Genomic DNA, 18,359 nt, shown 5'->3' with positions numbered 1-18,359 from the left:
TCCGACATCCGATGACATCCAAACTCCTATCAGAACTCGTCAGATTGCTCAGAGCCAGACTGTCCCGGCGGATCACATTTTGGATCGCCACCAGCATCGTTTTGATCGAAGCGATCATTCTCATCCCCTCGGTGTACCGTCGCCAGCAAGAGTTGCTGGCCCAATACCACCGCCTCTCCTCGGGAAAAATTGCCTGGATTGTGGCAACCTACCCCCATCAGTCCCCGGCGGATTTCCTGGAACAACTGCGAAACCTGCATCGCATGAATCCCGACGTGGTGGGTGGTACTCTCTACACCTCCGACGGAGAACTAATCGGGATCTTTGGTGAACCGCCCGCCTTGTCCTTTGAAGCGGCTCGGGAGGGGCAGCGCCTGTACTTACAAACTCTCCAAGGCGATCGCTACGATCTCGCCTGCGATGTGTTTCCCCTCGATGATTATACAATTATTCTCCGCCACGATGCCTCCGACGTCTCCCGCGAGGTGTGGTATTTCGTGCTGCGAATTGCGGGACTGGTTTTGATTATTTCTGTATTTGTCACCGGGGCGACGATGATCGTCCTCAATTATTTGGTGATTTTGCCGATCCTGAATTTACGAGAGGATTTAACCCAAGCAGGAGAAGCCCTCAGTGGCAACCGACCGCCCCCACAATTTTACAGCCATTCCGTCCATCGCCGGGACGAACTCGGAGAGGTGATCGGCGCTTTTATTCAAATGTACGATCGCGTCGGTCAGGCGATCGCCCAACAACACCAAGCAGAAGAAGCCCTGCGACTCGAGAAAGAAAAATCAGAAACCCTGCTGCTCAATATCCTCCCCGATCTGATCGCCGACCGGTTGAAACAGACCCCCGGTTGTATCGCCGATGGGTTTGCCCAGGCGACGATTTTGTTCGCGGACATCACCGACTTCACCGGACTTAGTTCCCAAGTATCTCCTACGGAATTAGTGAATTTACTCAATCAAATTTTTTCAGCCTTCGATCGCCTCACGGATAAATATGGGTTGGAAAAAATCAAAACCATCGGCGACGCCTACATGGTGGTGGGCGGGATTCCCACCCCCAGACCCGACCACGCCACGGCGATCGCGGATTTGGCCCTGGAAATGCAGCGAGTTGTCCGCGAGTTCCGACATCAACTCGACCGGGGATTCGACATCCGCATCGGCATCAATACCGGTCCGGTGGTGGCGGGGGTGATCGGCTTGAAAAAATTTACCTATGATTTGTGGGGGGATGCGGTCAACGTCGCCAGCCGCATGGAATCCCAGGGGGAAGCGGGGAAAATTCAGGTTGGCGAACCGACTTATCGACTGTTGGGCGATCGCTACGTCCTCGAAAAACGGGGCATTATCCCCATCAAAGGCAAGGGGAACATGACCACCTACTGGCTGCTCGGCCGGCGGGAAACTAATTCGTAGGATCGGCAACCACGCGATCGCGGCCCCGCTGCTTGGCCTCGTAGAGGGCCTTGTCCGCCCGCATCAGCAGGGTGTCGAGGTTGGGTTCCTCGGTTTGGTAGGTCGCCACCCCGATGCTCACCGTCATCCGAATCGCGGCATCGTCCATAGCCACCGACACCGACGCGATCGCCTCCCGGATGCGATCGGCCACCGTCACGGCATCCGGGAGTGGCGTTTCCGGCAAAAAGACCACGAACTCCTCCCCCCCGAAGCGCCCGAAAATATCCACCTGCCGCAGGGCATTTCGGGTCACGTCGGCCATCAGTTTCAGGGCTTCATCTCCCGTCGCGTGGCCGTAGGTATCGTTAATGGACTTGAAATGGTCGATATCCAACATCAGTATCGAAAACGGGTTCCGATACCGCTGGGCGCGTTGAAATTCCCGCTCCGCCAACGTCAGAAGGTGGCGACGGTTGGAGATACCCGTCAGGGAGTCCGTCGTCGCCAGGGTCTCCAACTCCACCAGAGCCTTTTTTAACTCATCCCGGGTGTACTTGAGTTCCAAGTGAGTTTTCACCCGGGCGAGGAGTTCCGGCGCCTTGTAGGGTTTGGTGACGTAATCGACGGCGCCCTGGCCGAAGGCTTGCAGCAGGTGTTGAGAGTCGTTGCTGGCTGTCAGAAAGATGATCGGGATTTCCGCGTGCAGGGGGTCAGCTTTCAAATGTTCGCACACCTGCAAACCGTTGATCTCCGGCATCATCAAATCCAATAAAATCAAGTCCGGGTTCGCCGTTTTGACCCGTTCGATCGCCTGTTTTCCGCTGGTCGCAAAGGTGGTCGCATAACCCACCTCATCGAGCATTGCCCCGACGACTTGTAAATTCTTGCTGACATCATCAACGATGAGAATGAGAAAATTTTCTGGATTAAAAGATTCCACTGTACACGGGTGTCGATTCAGACTATCACTTGTTGATTCTAGCAAAAAAATACTGTCAAAATTTGATAATTATCAATGATCAATTGTCAATGATCCCGGAGAGAGACTGCCGAATTTCCGGAAACCGTTTCAGCGTCCCGGGTATGCGATCCCAATCAAACCCTTCCAGTTGGGTTTCGAGCTCAGCGGCGTAGTCCAGGAGTAGGCCAGAGCGGTACTCCGACCCCCAATCCCGCAGGTGGCGGGCAAACTCTCGCAACTCCCGCATTTTCATCGTCCGGCACAGTTGGGGCCAGGAGGTCTGTTCTTCCCGAGTCAACTTTTCGAGCAGTTCGTCCCGCCGGAGTCCCTTGTCGGGTTCCTCCGGCGCGAGTGGCGCAGAGAACGCGATCGCCTCCTCCGCGTTCTGGGGGGGGATTCGGGGGGGGGCCTGGGGTAAAATCTGTTTGAGTGCTGACACCAGGCATTTGCGATTCACCGGTTTCCGCAGAAAACCCTGGCAGAGGGGTTCCAACTCCAACTGTTCATCCAACTGCACGGATGCCGTCAAAATAATCACCGGAATCCTTCGAGTGTTCTCATCTTCCCTCAATTGTTTTAAAACCGCTTTTCCGTCCAGTTTGGGCATTCGCAAATCCAATAAAATCACATCAGGCCGTTGAGAGTGCACCCGGGCGATCGCCTCGGGTCCGTCCTGGGCGAATATCAGGCGGTGGTGCGTCCCCGCCAGATAGTCCCCGATCAACTGGCGGTTGGATTCGATGTCGTCCGCCACCAAAATCGTCGAAGCCCGCAACCGGTTAAAATTGACGTCCGTCGCCTCGACTTCCGGCGAGGAAACCCGCTCGGCGATGGCGACGCGGGGAAAAATGAACGTGAATCGGCTCCCCACCCCCACCTGACTTTCCAAGAAAATTCGCCCGTCCAACATCTCCGTCAACCGCTGTGTAATAGCCAACCCCAACCCCGTCCCCCCGTACTGGCGGGTCGTCTGCCCGTCGGACTGGGTAAACGCCTCAAAAATGCGCCGCCGCTCCTCCGGGGCGATGCCGATGCCCGTATCTTCGACCGCAATTTCCAGCCAAGTCCGGTTGCCGTCATCCTGGGAATAAGTTTGGGCGTTGACGGAAATCGTCACCCGTCCCCGCTCCGTAAATTTGATCGCATTTCCCACCACGTTGAACAGGATCTGTCGGAGGCGAATCCCGTCGAAGGCGATCGCCTCCGGAACCGTGGGGGCGATGTTGACAGCCAGTCCCAGGCCTTTTCGAGTGGCTTGGGCGGACAGGATCTCGCGGATCTCTTCAACCAGATTCCTCAACCGGATCGGTTCATAGTGCAGGTTAAGTTTGCCCGCCTCAATTTTAGACAGATCCAAAATATCGTCGATGAGCACCAACAGCGTCTTCCCGCTGTCCGCGATGGAGCTGATATAGGCGGACGCTTTCGGATCTTCGACCCGATCTTTGAGCAGTTCGGCAAATCCGAGGATGGCATTCATCGGCGTGCGGATTTCGTGGCTCATGTTGGCGAGAAACTCGCTTTTCGAGCGGCTGGCTACCTCCGCCGCCTCCTTCGCCTCCGTCAGTTCCCGGTTGAGTTGCAGCAGTTCCCGGGTCCGTTCCTGAACCCGGCGGTCCAGGGTTTCGTTGGCGCGACGGATCGCGTCGAACTGTTCTTGCAGCGCCCCGACCATGTGCTGAAAATTTTCCCACAAAATCTGAATTTCCCGAATCCGGCCGGGCTGGGGGGCGATCGGTGCGCTGTCGCCGATCGCGCCGCCACGTCCCGTCAGTTTTTGCGGTAAATTCGTGGTGACGGTCGCCAATTTCAACAGCGGCGTCGCCAGTTGGTGGGAGATCTTGACCGACACGAGCAAAGCGATCAGAAAAATCACCAACATGATCGTCAAATTTCGGATATAAATTCCTTCGAGATAGTCAATGTAAGGGATCGGCGTGATCCGCAGGAGAACGCGCCAGGACAACCCGGGGATTTCCAGGGGGGCTTCCAAAAAATAAAACGATTGTCGCCGCCGTACCATCGTCGGAGAAACGGGTGGAGGGAACCAGTGGGAAACTCGGTCGTCGAGGACGACGAGTTCGCCCGTTTCGTGGAGATTGAAGATGTTTCCCGCCGGCACCGAAGATGCGGTGCTCACGACGATCGCCCGGTTGTCTCGGTCCAGTAAAATCGCGTCCATTTCTGGGCGGGGGGTGTTGATCTCCAGAAATTCCGCCAGTTGTTCGATCGCTACGGTCCCATACACAATCCCCACCCAATCCGTCCCGGAAACCGAGTTCTCGAATACGGGCAGCAGGATTCTCAGGGACGCTTGTTCCCCTTCTCCCGGGTCGAGAAAATCGACGATCTGAGGGGATTTGGTGGCGACGATTTGCGCCATCTCCGTCGGACTCAATACGCGGCGGCCGATGACCGATTCGCCCCGGGAATTTTGGGCGGGATAGGCCGCGATAATCTTCCCGGATGAATTCGTGACCGTCAAATTGAGGAAAGATGGAAAGGAGCGATGGATCAGTTCGGTGGTGTTTTGTAACAGGGACAAATCCTCGGGGGATTCCGAGAGAATCCAGACCAATTCTCGGGCGGCATGGTAGTATTGTTGATACCACAAATGCAGGCTATTCACCAAGGGAACCGATGTAGCTTTCAGTTCGGTTTTAATTTCGGTTTCCAAATTTTCCAGCATTTGTTGACCGTGAAACACCGTCAACGCCAGGGATGGAAATAACACGAAAGCCACGAGCAAATTTAACAGCGTCCGCTCGAAGGAGAGGGTTCCCCGGCGGTGTCGGAAGGGCAGGTAAGTGACGATCAAATCGGCGATGAGGGCGTTAAAAATGCCGTTAATCGCCTGTTTGAGGGCGACGACGAGGGTCCCTTGGAGCGAGATGGGCAGGACATATCCGTAGAATATCCCCACCAAAGGAATTCCGATCGCCACCCAATAAATCCCATCCCACCAGGCCATGCTCTGTTGTCGATGCCGCAACGCTTGTCCGACGAACAGGGCTTCGCAGGTAAAAATGATCGTGGCGTAGGGGTGTCCCCAGAGGACGTAAGAATAGCTGCCCACGATCGCGGCGACGAGGGTGCCCCAAAAGATACCGTAGGTGTAGACGGCGATCAAACTGGCGATGCTGCCGAAGAGGAAATCGACCCCGAAAAACAGCGGCCATTTGAAGTAATTTCCCAAGTACCCCGCCGCACTCAGCAACAGCAGGGCGCCAAAAGAAGACCATTTCAGTTTGGGGACGGACGACGACAGCCATTTGGGGAGGGGGGGGAGAGTAAATTTCATAGTTGGATGAACAGTTAAGGGCGATCGCGATCGAGAAGGGTACGGCGGACTTCGGGAAAGCGTTTCACCGTCCGGGGGATTTTGTCCCAGTCAAACTCTTGCAGTTGGATGCTCAGAGTCGAGGCGTAATCCACCAGGGGGGCGTAGGGGTAGGCGTGAGCCCAATCCATCAGGCAGTCGGAAAAAGCCTGCAGGTCCCGCATTTTGAGGGTCCTGTGCAGTTCCGGCCAGACGGTTTTCTCTTGGCACTCGAGTTTGGCAAGCAGTTCGGCGATCGGGCCAGCCTCCGGGGAATCCCGGGGTGCCTCCGGGGCGGGAGACGGCGAGGAATTGGCGGGCGGTTTGGGAAGTTGTTTTTTCAAAGCCAAAAATAACTCGCGGCGGCTGACGGGTTTGTGCAGGAATCCGTTGTGGAGGCTGGCGATTTCTCGGCGATCGCGATCTAAAGAAGAAGCGGTGAGGATGACGATCGGGATGTCCCGGGTGTCCGGATTTTCTTTCAGATATTTAGTCGCCTCCCAGCCGTCGAGATGGGGCATCCGCAGGTCCATCAAAATCAGGTCGGGACGATAATTTTGGGCTTGGTGGATGGCTTCCCACCCATTTTTGCACAACAACAGTTTGTGGTGAGAATTGGCAAAATATCCCCGCATCAGGTCCAGGTTCGACTGCACGTCATCGACGACCAAAATGGTGCTCCGGGCGAGGCGATTCAAATCGTCATCCGCCCCATCCGCGATCTCGGTTTCGGGCAACGGGTTCGCCAGATTCACCCCCGGAAACCGGAAGGTGAAGGTGCTGCCCCGGCCCACTTCGCTGTCCAGGCGGATCGTCCCCCCCAGCATTTGCGTCAACCGGCGGGTAATCGCCAACCCCAGCCCCGACCCGCCGTATTTGCGGGTACTCTGCCCTTCGCTCTGCATGAAGCTCTCGAAAATCCGCTGTTGCTGTTCGGGGGCGATGCCGATGCCCGTATCGGCGACGGCAATTTCGACGGTAACAGTCGATCGCCCCCCGGAACCGACCTCCCCGGCCTCGGGGCGGGCGCAGACCGAAATCGTAACAGACCCGGAATCGGTGAATTTGAGGGCGTTGCCGACCACATTCAATAGGATCTGCCGCAGCCGCACTTCGTCAAACCCGATCGCCCGGGGGATGTCTTCGGCTACGTCGATCTGAAGTTGCAGGTTTTGTTCGGCCGCTTTTTGGGAGAAAATCTGGCCGATTTCCGCCACCAAAGCCCGCAGGTCAACGGGTTCATTCTGGAGTTCCATTTTCCCCGCCTCGATTTTGGACAGGTCGAGGATGTCGTTGATCAGGGCCAGGAGGGTTTTCCCACTGGAGGCGATGGAGCGGACGTAGGTCTGCTGGCGGGGTTCGCAGACGAGTCCTTGCAGGAGGTCGCAGAACCCCAGGATGGCGTTCATGGGGGTGCGGATCTCGTGGCTCATGTTGGCTAAAAATTGGCTCTTAGCCAAGCTGGCGGCTTCGGCGCGGCGGGTCGCCTCGGACAGGGCGCGATTTTTGTCTTCGAGTTGGTGTTTGTGCCACTGCTCCCGCTCCAGGAGGGAGGCCTGGGCGAGGGCGATGCCCACCTGGCGGGCGATCGCTTCGATGAGTTCGATCTCGTCGTCGGTCCACTCCCGGAAGCGATCGCACTGTTGCAGGGTGATCACCCCATTGGGTTCCCCCTTGTAGGAGGTGCGGACGCTCAACATGGATTTCAAACTCGTCCGGCGGCACAGGTCTACTTGAGGCGCGAGCAGGGGGTCAGCGTAGACGTCCGGGGAGGCGATCGCCCGATCCTGAGCCAATAGGCGATCGAGGTGGGGGTTGTCCGGCCGGCGGGGCACTTCCACCGCAAGCATGGACTCGAAGGCCCCGTGCAAATATTCCGCCACGATCGCGATTCCGCCGTCGGACTCGGCTGGGTAGCGGTGGATCAGGCAGCGGTTCACCTCGAAGGCTTCCCCCACCAAACTCACCGTCGCCTGGACGATGGGGTGGCTCTCGATGCTCTCCCGGATGCGATCGGTGATCTGCTGTTGGAGGAGGGTTTTTTGAAATTCCTGTTCCAGGCTGGCCTTCGACTGCTGGCGTTCGATTTCGCCCCCCACCCACATGGCGATCAGTTGTAGGAGTTGCAATTCGTGGTTGTTGAAGGGTTGGCGGGGGAGACGCCCGGAAAAACTCAGGGTACCGTAGGGTTTCCCCGCCACCACAATCCGCACCCCCAGATAGGATTTCAATCCGAACTGGTGGCAGGCGGGGTGGGCCTCCCAATCCGGGGAGTGTTCCGCGTCGGTGATGCCAACGGGTTCGGATGTCTCGAAGGTGCGGTGGCAGAAGGTATCCCGCAGGGGAAATACAGTTTCGGCCGGGATGGGGCGGGGGAAGTCGGGGGGAGTCTGGGCGGCGACCACCTGGCAGCGCGCGCCCCGGATGTGGAAGAGAATCCCCACCTCCAAACTGAAGTGCAGCCGCCCCATCGACAGCAGGGCTTGCAGCCGCTGCTCGAAGGCGAGGTGGGGGGCGACGGCGATCTGGTACAGTTCCCGCAGGGCGGTTTCCCGGGCCTGCAGTTCGTCCCGGTCCCGTTTGCGATCGGTGATGTCTTCGGCGATGCCGGCGAAGCGGTAGATCTGTCCGCCCCCGTCGGCGATGGGAAAGGAGCGGGCGCGAATCCAGCGGCGTTCCCCGTCGGGACGGCGGATGGGGTACTCGACCTCGAAAGGTTTCGGCCGGCGAATGTGGCCTCGGATCGCCTTTTCGACCTCCTCCCGATGGTCTGGCTCGATCGCCTCGAACCAGGATTGCGGATCTCGGTACAGGCTCTGGCAACTTCGGCCCCAAATCTCTTCGTAAGCGGGGCTGACGTAGAGGGTTTCTCCCGCCCGGGACACCATAAAAAAGACTTCCCGGATGGTTTCGGCGAACTGGCGGAATTTTTCTTCGCTCTCCCGCAGGGCCATTTCGACGCGCCGCTGTTGCTCGATTTTTTCTTGCAGTTCGCGGGTGCGGTTGGCGACGCGGTTTTCTAGGTCTTGATTCAATCGTTTCAGGGCGTCTTCGACCCGTTTGCGATCGCTGATATCCTGCAAGATGGCGGTGTAAACCACCCCGGTCTGCAATGGCAGCCGAGAAATGGAAACTTCGGCCGGGAAGACATCTCCATTTTTCCGCAGTCCGACGATTTCCCGCCGTCCTTTCATATTGCAGGCGGCGGTCGCCTCGGCGCCGAAATTGCTGACGTGCCGCCGGTGGATGGCTCGCACTCCTTCCGGCAGTAAAATGTCCAGGGGCCGTCCCATCACCTCTGCGACGGCATATCCGAAAATCCGTTCCGCCCCCTGGTTGAAGAGGATGATTCGCTGGTCTTCCCCGAGGGAAATAATCGCTTCTTCGGCGATATCCAAAATTCCCTTAAATTTCGCATTGCTCTCGACGAGATCCCGTTCGAGCTGTTGCCGCCGGTCGATTTCCCGCTGCAAATTTTGATTTTGTTCGGTCAGCTCTCGGGTGCGTTCTTCCACCAACAGATGTAAATTTTGATTGAGTTCCTGCAGGGCACGGCGACTCCCTTCGAGGTGGAGGATATCTCGGTAGGAACGCAGGGCGAAGATGACCGTCGCGATCAACTTTTGTTGGGTCATCTCGACTTTGGTTTGATAGTCGTTGATATCATATTCGACGATGGCGGAGCTGGGGGGGGCTTTTCCCGGATGTCCGGTTTTTAAAATGATGCGGACGAACTCGTTTTTGAGCTGTTTTCGGATATATTTGACCAACTCCAAGCCGGCATCGTCGGTTTCCATCACCACGTCTAACAACAAAACGGCGGTGTCCGGGTGAGCGGCGATCGCCGTCCGGGCTTCCGCGGCAGAATGGGCACAGATAAAACTTAGGGGTTTATTTTCAAAGGTGACGTTTTTTAAAATCAGTTTCGTCGCCCGGTGAACGTCGGGATCGTCATCCACCAGCATCATTTTCCAAGCCGGCTCCGACCCGGCTCGATTGGTCGTCCCCGGAGCGGGGACTTCCCCTTCGTCTTCGATGATTAAAAGGTCGTCATCTTCGGGAGAATTGGGTTGGGAATTGCGATCGTTCATAGGTCGTCTTTCTCTACTTCAGTGCCAAGGCGACCGGAGCATCGCCTGTGGGAGTTATAGGGCTGGGTGGGGTTTTCGAGTCTTGTCGAGGACGTTAATACACGAGGGCGATACTTGTGTTATCTCCAGTTGAGAGCGTCAGTTATCATATCGATTGCCGAGCGTCCAATTACTGACAAAAATAGTTTTTATTAAAACTATTTTAGCGGATATGATATCACTCCGGAGTGCAAGGACAGTCGATCATAAACTCGGTGCCGACATTTTCCCGACTCTCGCAGCGGATCGTCCCTTTCAAGGTCTGAGTCACCAAGTTGTAGACGATGTGCAAACCCAAACCGCTGCCGCCACGACTGCGGCCGGTCGTGAAGAAGGGGTCGAAAATTTTGCCCAAATGTTCGGCCGGGATGCCGCGGCCGTCGTCGCCGTATCGGATGGTAAAGCGATCGCCGAGTGCCGCCACCTGCAATCGCAACTGACCCGATTGGGACGGTTCGTAGGCGTGAATCAAGGAATTCATCACCAAGTTCGTAATAATTTGAGACAAGGCACCGGGATAACTGTCAATTTCTATTGTCTCATCTCCTTCAACCGAGATGCGGTGGGCGGTGCGTTTGAACTTGGGGCCGAGGCTGAGGAGGATTTCCTCCAAATAGGGCTTCAGGGCGAAGGTGCGCCGCTCCAGGGAGGTCTGATCGACGGCGACTTTCTGGAAGCTCTGCACCAGCCTCGCGGCCCGCTGGAGATTCTCCAAAATCAGTTGGCTGCTTTCGGCGGCGACTTCCAGATAGGCGTTGAGGGCCGATCGCTTCAAGGACCCGGACCGACAGAGTTGGGCGAATTTGTCGGTTTCGCCGGCGAGGAAAGAGGCGGCCAGGATTCCCGTCCCCACCGGGGTGTTGATCTCGTGGGCCACGCCGCCGACCAACCCCGCCAGGGCCGCCATTTTTTCGGCCTCGACGAGTTGATTTTGGGTGGCTTTGAGATGTTCAAGGGTTTGGGAGAGTTCGGCGGTGCGTTCGCCGACTTTTTGTTCGAGGGTTTTGTAGAGGAAGGCGTTTTCGAGGGAAATGGCGACTTGGGCCGACAGCAGGCTCAAAATTTCGATGCGTTCGGCCGTGAAGACGTCCGCCATTTGGTTGTTTTCGAGGTAGAGGATACCCATCAGTTGCCGCTTGCGGACCAGGGGAGCGCACAGGAGCGACTGGGGTCGCTGGGTTTTGATGTATTCGTCCCCGAGCCAGCGGCCGTCCCGGACGGCTTCGTTGAGGACGACGGACTCCCGGGTGTCGGCGACGTGGCGGACGACGGATTTGGGAAATTGGCGGTCGGCGAGGGTGTCCAAGGGGATCGATCGCAGGACGGTGACGCGCTCGACGTCCATTTCCGCGATCGCCTCGATCCGCCACGGCCCGGACGCTTCGGCTTCGGATTCGGGGGAAAAGGACAGCAGCAGGTAGCCGATTTCGGCCCCGGTATTTTCGATCAGGATTTTCATGGTTTTGGCCAGCAGGGTCGCCAAAATAATTTCCCCGGACAGGGTTTGGTAGGCTTGCAGGACGCGGCCGAGATTCACCGCACTCGAAGCGCCGCTCTTTTCGACGGTGAAGCGTTCGGGTTGACTGGGGGGACTCGGGGTCAAAATCTGGGGGTGGCGGGTTTCGAGATCTTTGACTTTGGCGGTGAATTGCAGGCGGGAATAGGCGTCGTGGGCGGCTTTTATATAGCAACTGAAAATGCGCTCCAACTGCCGCGATCGGTAGAAGTCGGCGGCTAATTCGCAGGCGAGGGCTTCGTCGTGGATGGAGCCGATTTCGATGGCTCCGGAAATGGCTTGCTCGTAGTTTTCTTCCGCCCGCAATATCTCTCCACAGAGGCGATCGCGTTCCGCCGCCACCAACATCAATCGGTGTTCAAAATTGCCGGCGTCCTGCTTCGCCCAAGCGGCCATCTCGGCGCGGATCTCGTCAATTTGAGAGGCGATCCGTCCCCGTTCTTCGGGTTCGGCTGTCCGGGCGACGGCCGCCAGGGCGAGCCCGCGATAAAACTGATAATCTCCGAAGTACAAAAATCGGGAATTGTCGTCGATGCATTGTCGGGCTAAATCGGCGTGATTGCGAGCCAAATCGTAATCCCCTATCTGGTAAAAATAGACCAGATTTGAATGGTGAAAGTAAAACAAATCCCCCCCATTTTTTGTAGATTTATATTTTTCACAATTTTTGGGGTAATTTTTTTTTTCGATTATTGGCAGCAAAATATCGGGGTTATAATGTCCCGGAATCGCCGCCAATATTTCTTCCAAGTTCAGCCGTATTTCTGCGGCGCTCAGTTCCCGATTTTCCGGGGTTCTGGAAAGTAGGCGCAGGATCAAATCGGAGAGGGATTCTGGAATTTCCGGACAGATTTTTGACGGGGAAATCGGCGACTGTTGAAGCCTGCCGTCGAGCCAGGATACGGGGTCGTCAATCTCCCACAGCAGCCGGCTCGTCAACAGTTGATAAAAAATTTGTCCCAAACCGTAAAAGTCCGGTTCAAAGTCCGGGGGGCGATCGCTTCTATCCGCCGCTTCGACGCGGTTGGGTTTAAAAATTATGTCAATTTCTTTGGCGGATTTTCTGCTAGAAAAATCGACGTTTACAATGGTCGCACTGCCGAAACTGATGACTTTCAATTTCCGGCTTTTGGGGTTTAAAATAATGTGGGAAACATTCAAATTATTGTGGACGATATGGCGGGCGTGAATTTGTTCCACCGCCCCAGCAATTTGCATCGCCAATCTCAAAAATGATTCCAGGGTATAGTTGTCTCCCCAAAATCCCCCCGAGGTGCGAATTAATTGTTCCAAGGATGAGCCGCCGAAGTCTTCAAATACGATCGCCCGCCGGTGGTAATACACCTCTGAACTCTCGGCTTTGACGATAAAATCGCAGGCGGGATTGCGGGTGATTTCATATTCTCGATTGTGGCGATAAATCACCTCGGGGGTGGGGGATTCGGAATTGATAACTTTGACAATAATCCGGGCGCGATCGCACTTCCGAACCGCCCGATAAACCGTCGCATCTTGGCTGCGGTGAATGGAGGTGAAACTGTCGATATTTAAAGAGGCAAATATCTCCATTCCATGTTCTCAAATACCCGAAATTTTTTTTAATGAGATTTGGGGCGCGATCGCTGCCGGGGTGGCGGCGTGTTTGTGGTCGCCAAAGCGACGACTCCGGCGACGGGGATGCGATGGGTTTTGAAGGCTCGCAGGGCGGCGTTGACCGTCGCCCCGGTGGTATAAATATCGTCTAAAATTAAAACAGAATTGGGGCGGGGGGGGCGATCTTTTCCCACCCGCAGGGCATTTTGCAGGTTTTTTTGGCGCTCTGCGGATGACAAACCGTGCAGGGCTTCCGTGTCCCGCACCCGTTCCAAACCGTGGGGTTTGAGGGATAATCCGGTCAGTTCGCAAAACCCCCGGGCCAGCAATTCCGCCTGGTTGAATCCCCGCTTTTTCAACTTGTCTGGATGCAGGGGAATGGGGACGACGGTCAAATTTTTGGGGAGGGTTTCCTGGGTTCCCAGCCACCCATCCGCCAGCCAGCATCCCAACTGTCGGGCGATTTGGGGGTTGCCATCGTATTTTAACGCCGCGATCGCCCGTTTGAGGGCGCCGCCGTACCGCCCCCACACGAAAACGGGTACGTCTCCGGGAAACTCGCCGCCCTCGGGGAACTGACACCGCAGCAGTTGGGTTTGGCAGTAGCGGCAGAATTCGGTTTCCGCCGGCCGTCCGCACAGGGGACACTCGGGCTTAAAAAACAGGTTGAGGACGGTTTTCAGGGCGGGATGAGCCATTTTTCCGACTCCGCGATCGCGTCCATTCTATCTTAACTCAGATGGCGGTTCGAGTCGCCTCAGAGAAGGGCTTCGACTAAATTGCCTTTCATGTAAGCCGGGACGGGAATCTTAAAAGCACTGAGTAGAGTCGGACAAATATCCAGGGTCGAAATTTTCATTCTCCCATCGGACTGCGGTTTTTTCGACAGCGGATCGTAAACCCACAACGATCCGGTGGGGATGTGATAACCCGATCGAGACGAACGATCTTCAATTTCGACATTTTCCATCCCCAATTCGCGGATATTATACCTTTTCCCTCGAAATGAAATGCAATCTTCCGACTGATTGGCGTGTCCGAGGCACATGGCGAACATCCCATTTTTTTGTTCCCGAACATCGACGGCTCGGCCGTCTATCCGCAGATCTTGTACGGCCGAACGAAATTGCGACCGACATTCCGGAGAGACGAGTACGTTGAACATCGGGATCATGGCGACAATCGATCGCCAATGTCCGGGTTCGACGCCCATAAAATTCATAAACCGTGACCAATCGGTAATGTAAAGTTCCGAATTAAACCAGACCGCCTCCCGGGCGGCTTGCCCGATGCCGCCCATGCAAATGAGTTTGTATTCGGGATGCCGATCGACGTAGGAAATGAGAGTTTTCAGACACCGATCGAATGTCAGTACGGAGCGGTCGATTTCGCCAGCGTACCTGTCGATCCAGTCACGATCGACCTGGAGCGTCGCAAAGTCTTCCGGGAATGTCGCCGCCCAGTATCGGTGCATGGCGGCAGCAATATTATTGGCAAAAAAAACGGCATAGTCCGGCCGCGATCGCTTCAGATGTTTGAGAAAAATATCGAAGGATAACGTGACCTGATGGTTGCGTCGCCGGGTACTGACCCAAGGTCGGTATTTTTCCTCGATGAGGTGAATTGCAATTTCCAATATCGTCGATGGTCGGATGCCGAATTGATGGGCTTGATCGAGTATTTTGAGCATTTTTTTGAAGTGTAAATCGCGATCGACATTCCGAGCCGATGCCCTCGTCATTTTCAGGTTATAATCTTGAAAAATTTGCAAATAACTGGGATGGGCTTTGCCATCCTGCGAAAACACATCGGGAACATAAAATGCGTAGTTTTCTTTGAGTTCGTCGGTTTCGGGAAAACTTTGATAGGAGTGGAAAGCGCCGAGTAAACCCACTTTTATGCCGGATGAAGTCAAGATTTTCCAAATCGGCGGATAGATTTCGTCCACTTCGCTCAATTCTTGGTTGAAACTGTAGATTTGATGAGTCGGATCGTTGACGCCGCGATGGATGGAAGGCCAGGAAAATGTGGGCTGCGGGGTTCGACCTCGATCGATCGAGTCATCGTATGTGACAAATTGGGTGCAGGACGATAGCGTTTTTGCTAAACAGGAATTGGGAAATAATTGGCAAAATCTATCGATCACCTTGAAGGGAATTTCGTTGGCTTCAAAAACAATTAATTTTCTTTTCATTGTCATATTTAACATTGAAAGCAGAATTTTTTATTCGACTTATTGGCGGATCAAAATACCGCCAATAAGTGACAAAATTTTTTTAATTATTTTCAACAATATCACGATTTTTAAGACGGGGTAAGTTCCGCAATCATCCTTGACCAATTCTTTACAATTTCCGACCGTCTCTTTTAAATAACAGGTCTTAATATCAGAGCCAATATGTAAACAAATATTAAGAATCCGGAATCTTCGGCCGGCACAGAAGCGATCGGTACGCTTCGCGAATCGCAGACTCCCGGATAAGCGTTCATGCCGGGTATCCGAACCGGTTCGATGTCAAAAAAATTTTCGCACCTCTCCAGAAGAGATCAGACATAATAACAAGGATCGGATGTAATCAAATCGGGACTGTGGAGATCAAACAGGTCATTATCGCTCACAAATCCAGGGACCTACAGGGCCAGCGCTGCGCGGAACGGTACGCCAAACAGTTTGAAAAGCGGGGGTGTCACGTCCTCATGGGGCCGAGCGGCGCCAAAGATAACCCCTATCCGGTGTTTCTCGCCTCGAGTACCGGCGCGATCGATCTGGCGGTGGTGTTGGGGGGGGACGGGACGGCGTTGGCGGCGGCGCGACATTTGGCGGAAGTCGGGATTCCGATTTTGGCGGCGAACGTGGGGGGACACCTGGGCTTTTTGACCGAGCCCTTCGAGGAGATCGAGGACACGGAAGCGACGGTCGATCGCCTGTTTGAGGATCGCTACGCCGTCCAGCAGCGGATGATGTTGCAGGCGGCTATTTTTGAGGGCGATCGCGCCAATTTGGAGCCGGTGAGCGATCGCTTTTTGGCGTTGAATGAGATGTGCGTCAAACCCGCCTCGGCCCACCGGATGCCCACCTCGATCCTGGAAATGGAGGTGGACGGCGAGGTGGTGGACCAGTACCAGGGCGACGGGTTGATCGTCGGCACCCCCACCGGTTCCACCTGCTACAACGCCTCGGCCGGGGGCCCCATCGTTCACCCGGGGATGGACGCCATCACCGTCACCCCCATCTGTCCCCTCAGCCTGTCGAGCCGCCCCGTGGTCATCCCCTCCGGTTCCGTGGTCAGCGTTTGGCCCCTGGCTGACGTCGAACACGATACGAAATTGTGGATGGACGGGGTGTTGGCGACTTCAATTTGGCCGGGACAGCGGGTGGACGTGCGGATGGCTGACTGTCAGGCGAAGTTTATCATCCTGCGGGAGGACTATTCGTTTTACCAAACCCTGCGAGAAAAATTGCAGTGGGCCGGGGCGAGGATTCGCTACATGAACAATCACCGCAATTAGGGTGCGGGGAAAATGAAAAATGAAAAATGAAAAATGACCGATTCCCCATTCCCGATTCCCTACACCCTACACCCTACACCCTACACCCTTCTCACCCCATTTCCGGGGTAGCGGAGGGGTCGAGTTCCGGTGTCAGATTCGCCGGCGGCCACGCTTTGCGGTCGAGGTTGAGTCCGGGGAAGCGATCGGAGTCGAAGATGGGTTGGGTGACTCCGGCGGCGATTTGGCGATCGAAGTCTCTCATCACCTGCAAGCTGATTTTAAACAGCATCACCAAAGCGACCAAATTGACGATCGCCAGCAGTCCCATCGTCACGTCCGCGAATCCGAAGACCGTGCTGAGATCCTGCACCGCACCCCAAATAATCAGGGCTAAAGTTAGCACCCGAAAGCCGTTGAACAGCAGCTTATTTTCTTGGCTGAAAAAGTTGAGGCTATTTTCTCCCAAATAGTAATTGTAAATGATGGAAGTGAAGGAAAACAAGACCAGGGCGATCGTCACGAACGCCTGTCCCCACCATCCCAAATGTTCCCCCATCGCCGCCTGGGTCATGGTCACACCCCCCACGTCCGTCCCGGGTTCGTAAACCGAGGAAAGCAGGATAATCGCCGCCGTGCAGGAACACAAAATAATCGTGTCGATAAAGACGCTGAAGGCCTGGATGATTCCCTGGTTTGCTGGATGTTCCACATAGGCAACGGCCGCCACGTTGGGCGCACTTCCCAAACCCGCCTCGTTGGAAAATAGCCCCCGTTTGACGCCCCAAATAATGGTCGCGCCCAGGGTGCCACCGACGATTTCTTGTAACCCGAAGGCATTTCTGATGATATAAGCGAAAACGCCGGGGATTTCAGAAAAGTTGGTCATCAAAACAAACAGTGCCATCAGAAAGTATCCCGCTGCCATGACCGGAACCACATATTCGGCGACCTCGGCGATGCGTTTGATGCCGCCGAAAATTACCAGCCCCAAAACGACCATCAAAACCACTCCGGTGATGCGGGTGGAAATGCCAAAAGTATCGTTAATTGATGTGGCGACAGTATAGGATTGTAGGGCGTTAAATCCAAATCCGAAGGTGACGAGGAGGAGGACGGAAAAAAGGGCGGATAACCACCGTTTACCGAGTCCTTTTTCGATATAATAGGCAGGGCCTCCGCGATAGGTTCCGTCGGGTTCCGCGACTTTAAAAAGTTGGGCGAGGGTACATTCAAAGAAGCTGGTAGACATCCCGATTAAACCAATCAGCCACATCCAAAAAATCGCCCCCGGTCCCCCGAGGGTGATGGCGACGGCGACTCCGGCAATGTTCCCGGCCCCCACCCGTCCGGCGACGCTCAAAGCTAAGGCTTGAAATGAGCTGAGATGACCTTCTTGGCGTCGGGTTGATTCTCCGAGAATGGCGAACATTTTGCCGAAATATCGGAACTGAACGAATTTCGAGGCGACGGTGAAGAGTAACCCGACACCGATTAAACCGACAATGAGGACTTTTCCCCACAATAAATCATTTAAGAATGCTAACACTTAGATGCTCCAGCAATTGTCTTGAAGCACAGGTTCCGCGATCGCGCAACTTTTTTTCGTATCGTCGATTACAATTTAATCAAAATTAACGTTTGTGGGGCGTGTCAGATGGAAATGCGATCGGGTTTGGATAAGAATTATTAGGGGAAAAACCATTCCGCTAGGGAATTAGATGGGGGGTTGGAAAAATGCGATCGCGTTTCCAAATAGATAAAAGGGGTTGCGGTGGGTTACGCTGACGCTAACCCACCCTACAAATTGACGACAATTTTACGACTAAAATCATCGGTCGATGATTGGGGAGATGGTGGGTTATAAAAACGCGATCGCTCCATCTTGTCCCCCCCTTTTTAAGGGGGGCTAGGGGGGCTCGAATCACCCCAAAAAAAACGC

At 55.2% G+C, this 18,359-nt stretch carries 9 protein-coding genes; 2 read left to right on the top strand and 7 right to left on the bottom strand.

Annotation, left to right across the window (positions count from 1 at the left end):
- Positions 1-11 precede the first annotated feature (11 nt).
- On the top strand, positions 12-1,427 hold the full coding sequence (locus LKE08_RS29350; RefSeq protein ID WP_375341469.1) for an adenylate/guanylate cyclase domain-containing protein: 1,416 nt from the start codon (positions 12-14) through the stop codon (positions 1,425-1,427).
- On the opposite strand, the gene LKE08_RS27010 is transcribed toward LKE08_RS29350, so the two are convergent.
- The 6 genes from LKE08_RS27010 to LKE08_RS26985 all read right to left on the bottom strand — a co-directional run bounded on the left by LKE08_RS27010 (position 1,417) and on the right by LKE08_RS26985 (position 15,122).
- The gene (locus tag LKE08_RS27010) at positions 1,417-2,349 is read right to left on the bottom strand and encodes a diguanylate cyclase (protein ID WP_324707397.1); all 933 of its coding nucleotides are present in this window, start codon (positions 2,347-2,349) and stop codon (positions 1,417-1,419) included. The genes LKE08_RS29350 and LKE08_RS27010 overlap by 11 nt on opposite strands.
- 79 nt (positions 2,350-2,428) lie before the next feature.
- A complete protein-coding gene (locus LKE08_RS27005; RefSeq protein ID WP_324707396.1) occupies positions 2,429-5,671 on the bottom strand; it encodes an ATP-binding protein in 3,243 nt (1,080 codons plus the stop codon).
- Between the two features lie 14 nt (positions 5,672-5,685).
- Positions 5,686-9,780, bottom strand: coding sequence for a PAS domain S-box protein (locus LKE08_RS27000; RefSeq protein ID WP_324707395.1), 4,095 nt, complete (start codon positions 9,778-9,780; stop codon positions 5,686-5,688).
- Between the two features lie 217 nt (positions 9,781-9,997).
- The gene (locus LKE08_RS26995; protein ID WP_324707394.1) at positions 9,998-12,904 is read right to left on the bottom strand and encodes an ATP-binding protein; all 2,907 of its coding nucleotides are present in this window, start codon (positions 12,902-12,904) and stop codon (positions 9,998-10,000) included.
- A 29-nt stretch (positions 12,905-12,933) separates the two neighbouring features.
- Complete coding sequence (locus tag LKE08_RS26990) at positions 12,934-13,626, bottom strand: ComF family protein (RefSeq protein WP_324707393.1); 693 nt, start codon at positions 13,624-13,626, stop codon at positions 12,934-12,936.
- A 59-nt stretch (positions 13,627-13,685) separates the two neighbouring features.
- The gene (locus LKE08_RS26985; protein WP_324707392.1) at positions 13,686-15,122 is read right to left on the bottom strand and encodes a hypothetical protein; all 1,437 of its coding nucleotides are present in this window, start codon (positions 15,120-15,122) and stop codon (positions 13,686-13,688) included.
- Between the two features lie 395 nt (positions 15,123-15,517).
- Between LKE08_RS26985 and LKE08_RS26980 the strand changes: the two genes are divergently transcribed.
- The gene (locus LKE08_RS26980; protein WP_324707391.1) at positions 15,518-16,438 is read left to right on the top strand and encodes an NAD(+) kinase; all 921 of its coding nucleotides are present in this window, start codon (positions 15,518-15,520) and stop codon (positions 16,436-16,438) included.
- 91 nt (positions 16,439-16,529) lie between these two features.
- On the opposite strand, the gene LKE08_RS26975 is transcribed toward LKE08_RS26980, so the two are convergent.
- Positions 16,530-17,966, bottom strand: coding sequence for an alanine/glycine:cation symporter family protein (locus LKE08_RS26975; protein ID WP_324707390.1), 1,437 nt, complete (start codon positions 17,964-17,966; stop codon positions 16,530-16,532).
- Between the last annotated feature and the right edge of the window lie 393 nt (positions 17,967-18,359).

This window comes from Lyngbya sp. CCY1209, from assembly GCF_035615495.1.
Taxonomy (GTDB): Bacteria; Cyanobacteriota; Cyanobacteriia; order Cyanobacteriales; family Microcoleaceae; genus Limnospira.
This window is presented reverse-complemented; position numbering and strand designations above follow the sequence as displayed.

Excerpts from the sequence above, each read along its gene's own strand:
- LKE08_RS26990 (WP_324707393.1), bottom strand. The coding sequence starts at position 13,626 with ATGGCTCATCCCGCCCTGAAAACCGTCCTCAACCTGTTTTTTAAGCCC.
- LKE08_RS26985 (WP_324707392.1), bottom strand. The coding sequence starts at position 15,122 with ATGAAAAGAAAATTAATTGTTTTTGAAGCCAACGAAATTCCCTTCAAG.
- LKE08_RS29350 (WP_375341469.1), top strand. The coding sequence starts at position 12 with ATGACATCCAAACTCCTATCAGAACTCGTCAGATTGCTCAGAGCCAGA.
- LKE08_RS27000 (WP_324707395.1), bottom strand. The coding sequence starts at position 9,780 with ATGAACGATCGCAATTCCCAACCCAATTCTCCCGAAGATGACGACCTT.
- LKE08_RS26995 (WP_324707394.1), bottom strand. The coding sequence starts at position 12,904 with ATGGAGATATTTGCCTCTTTAAATATCGACAGTTTCACCTCCATTCAC.
- LKE08_RS27005 (WP_324707396.1), bottom strand. The coding sequence starts at position 5,671 with ATGAAATTTACTCTCCCCCCCCTCCCCAAATGGCTGTCGTCGTCCGTC.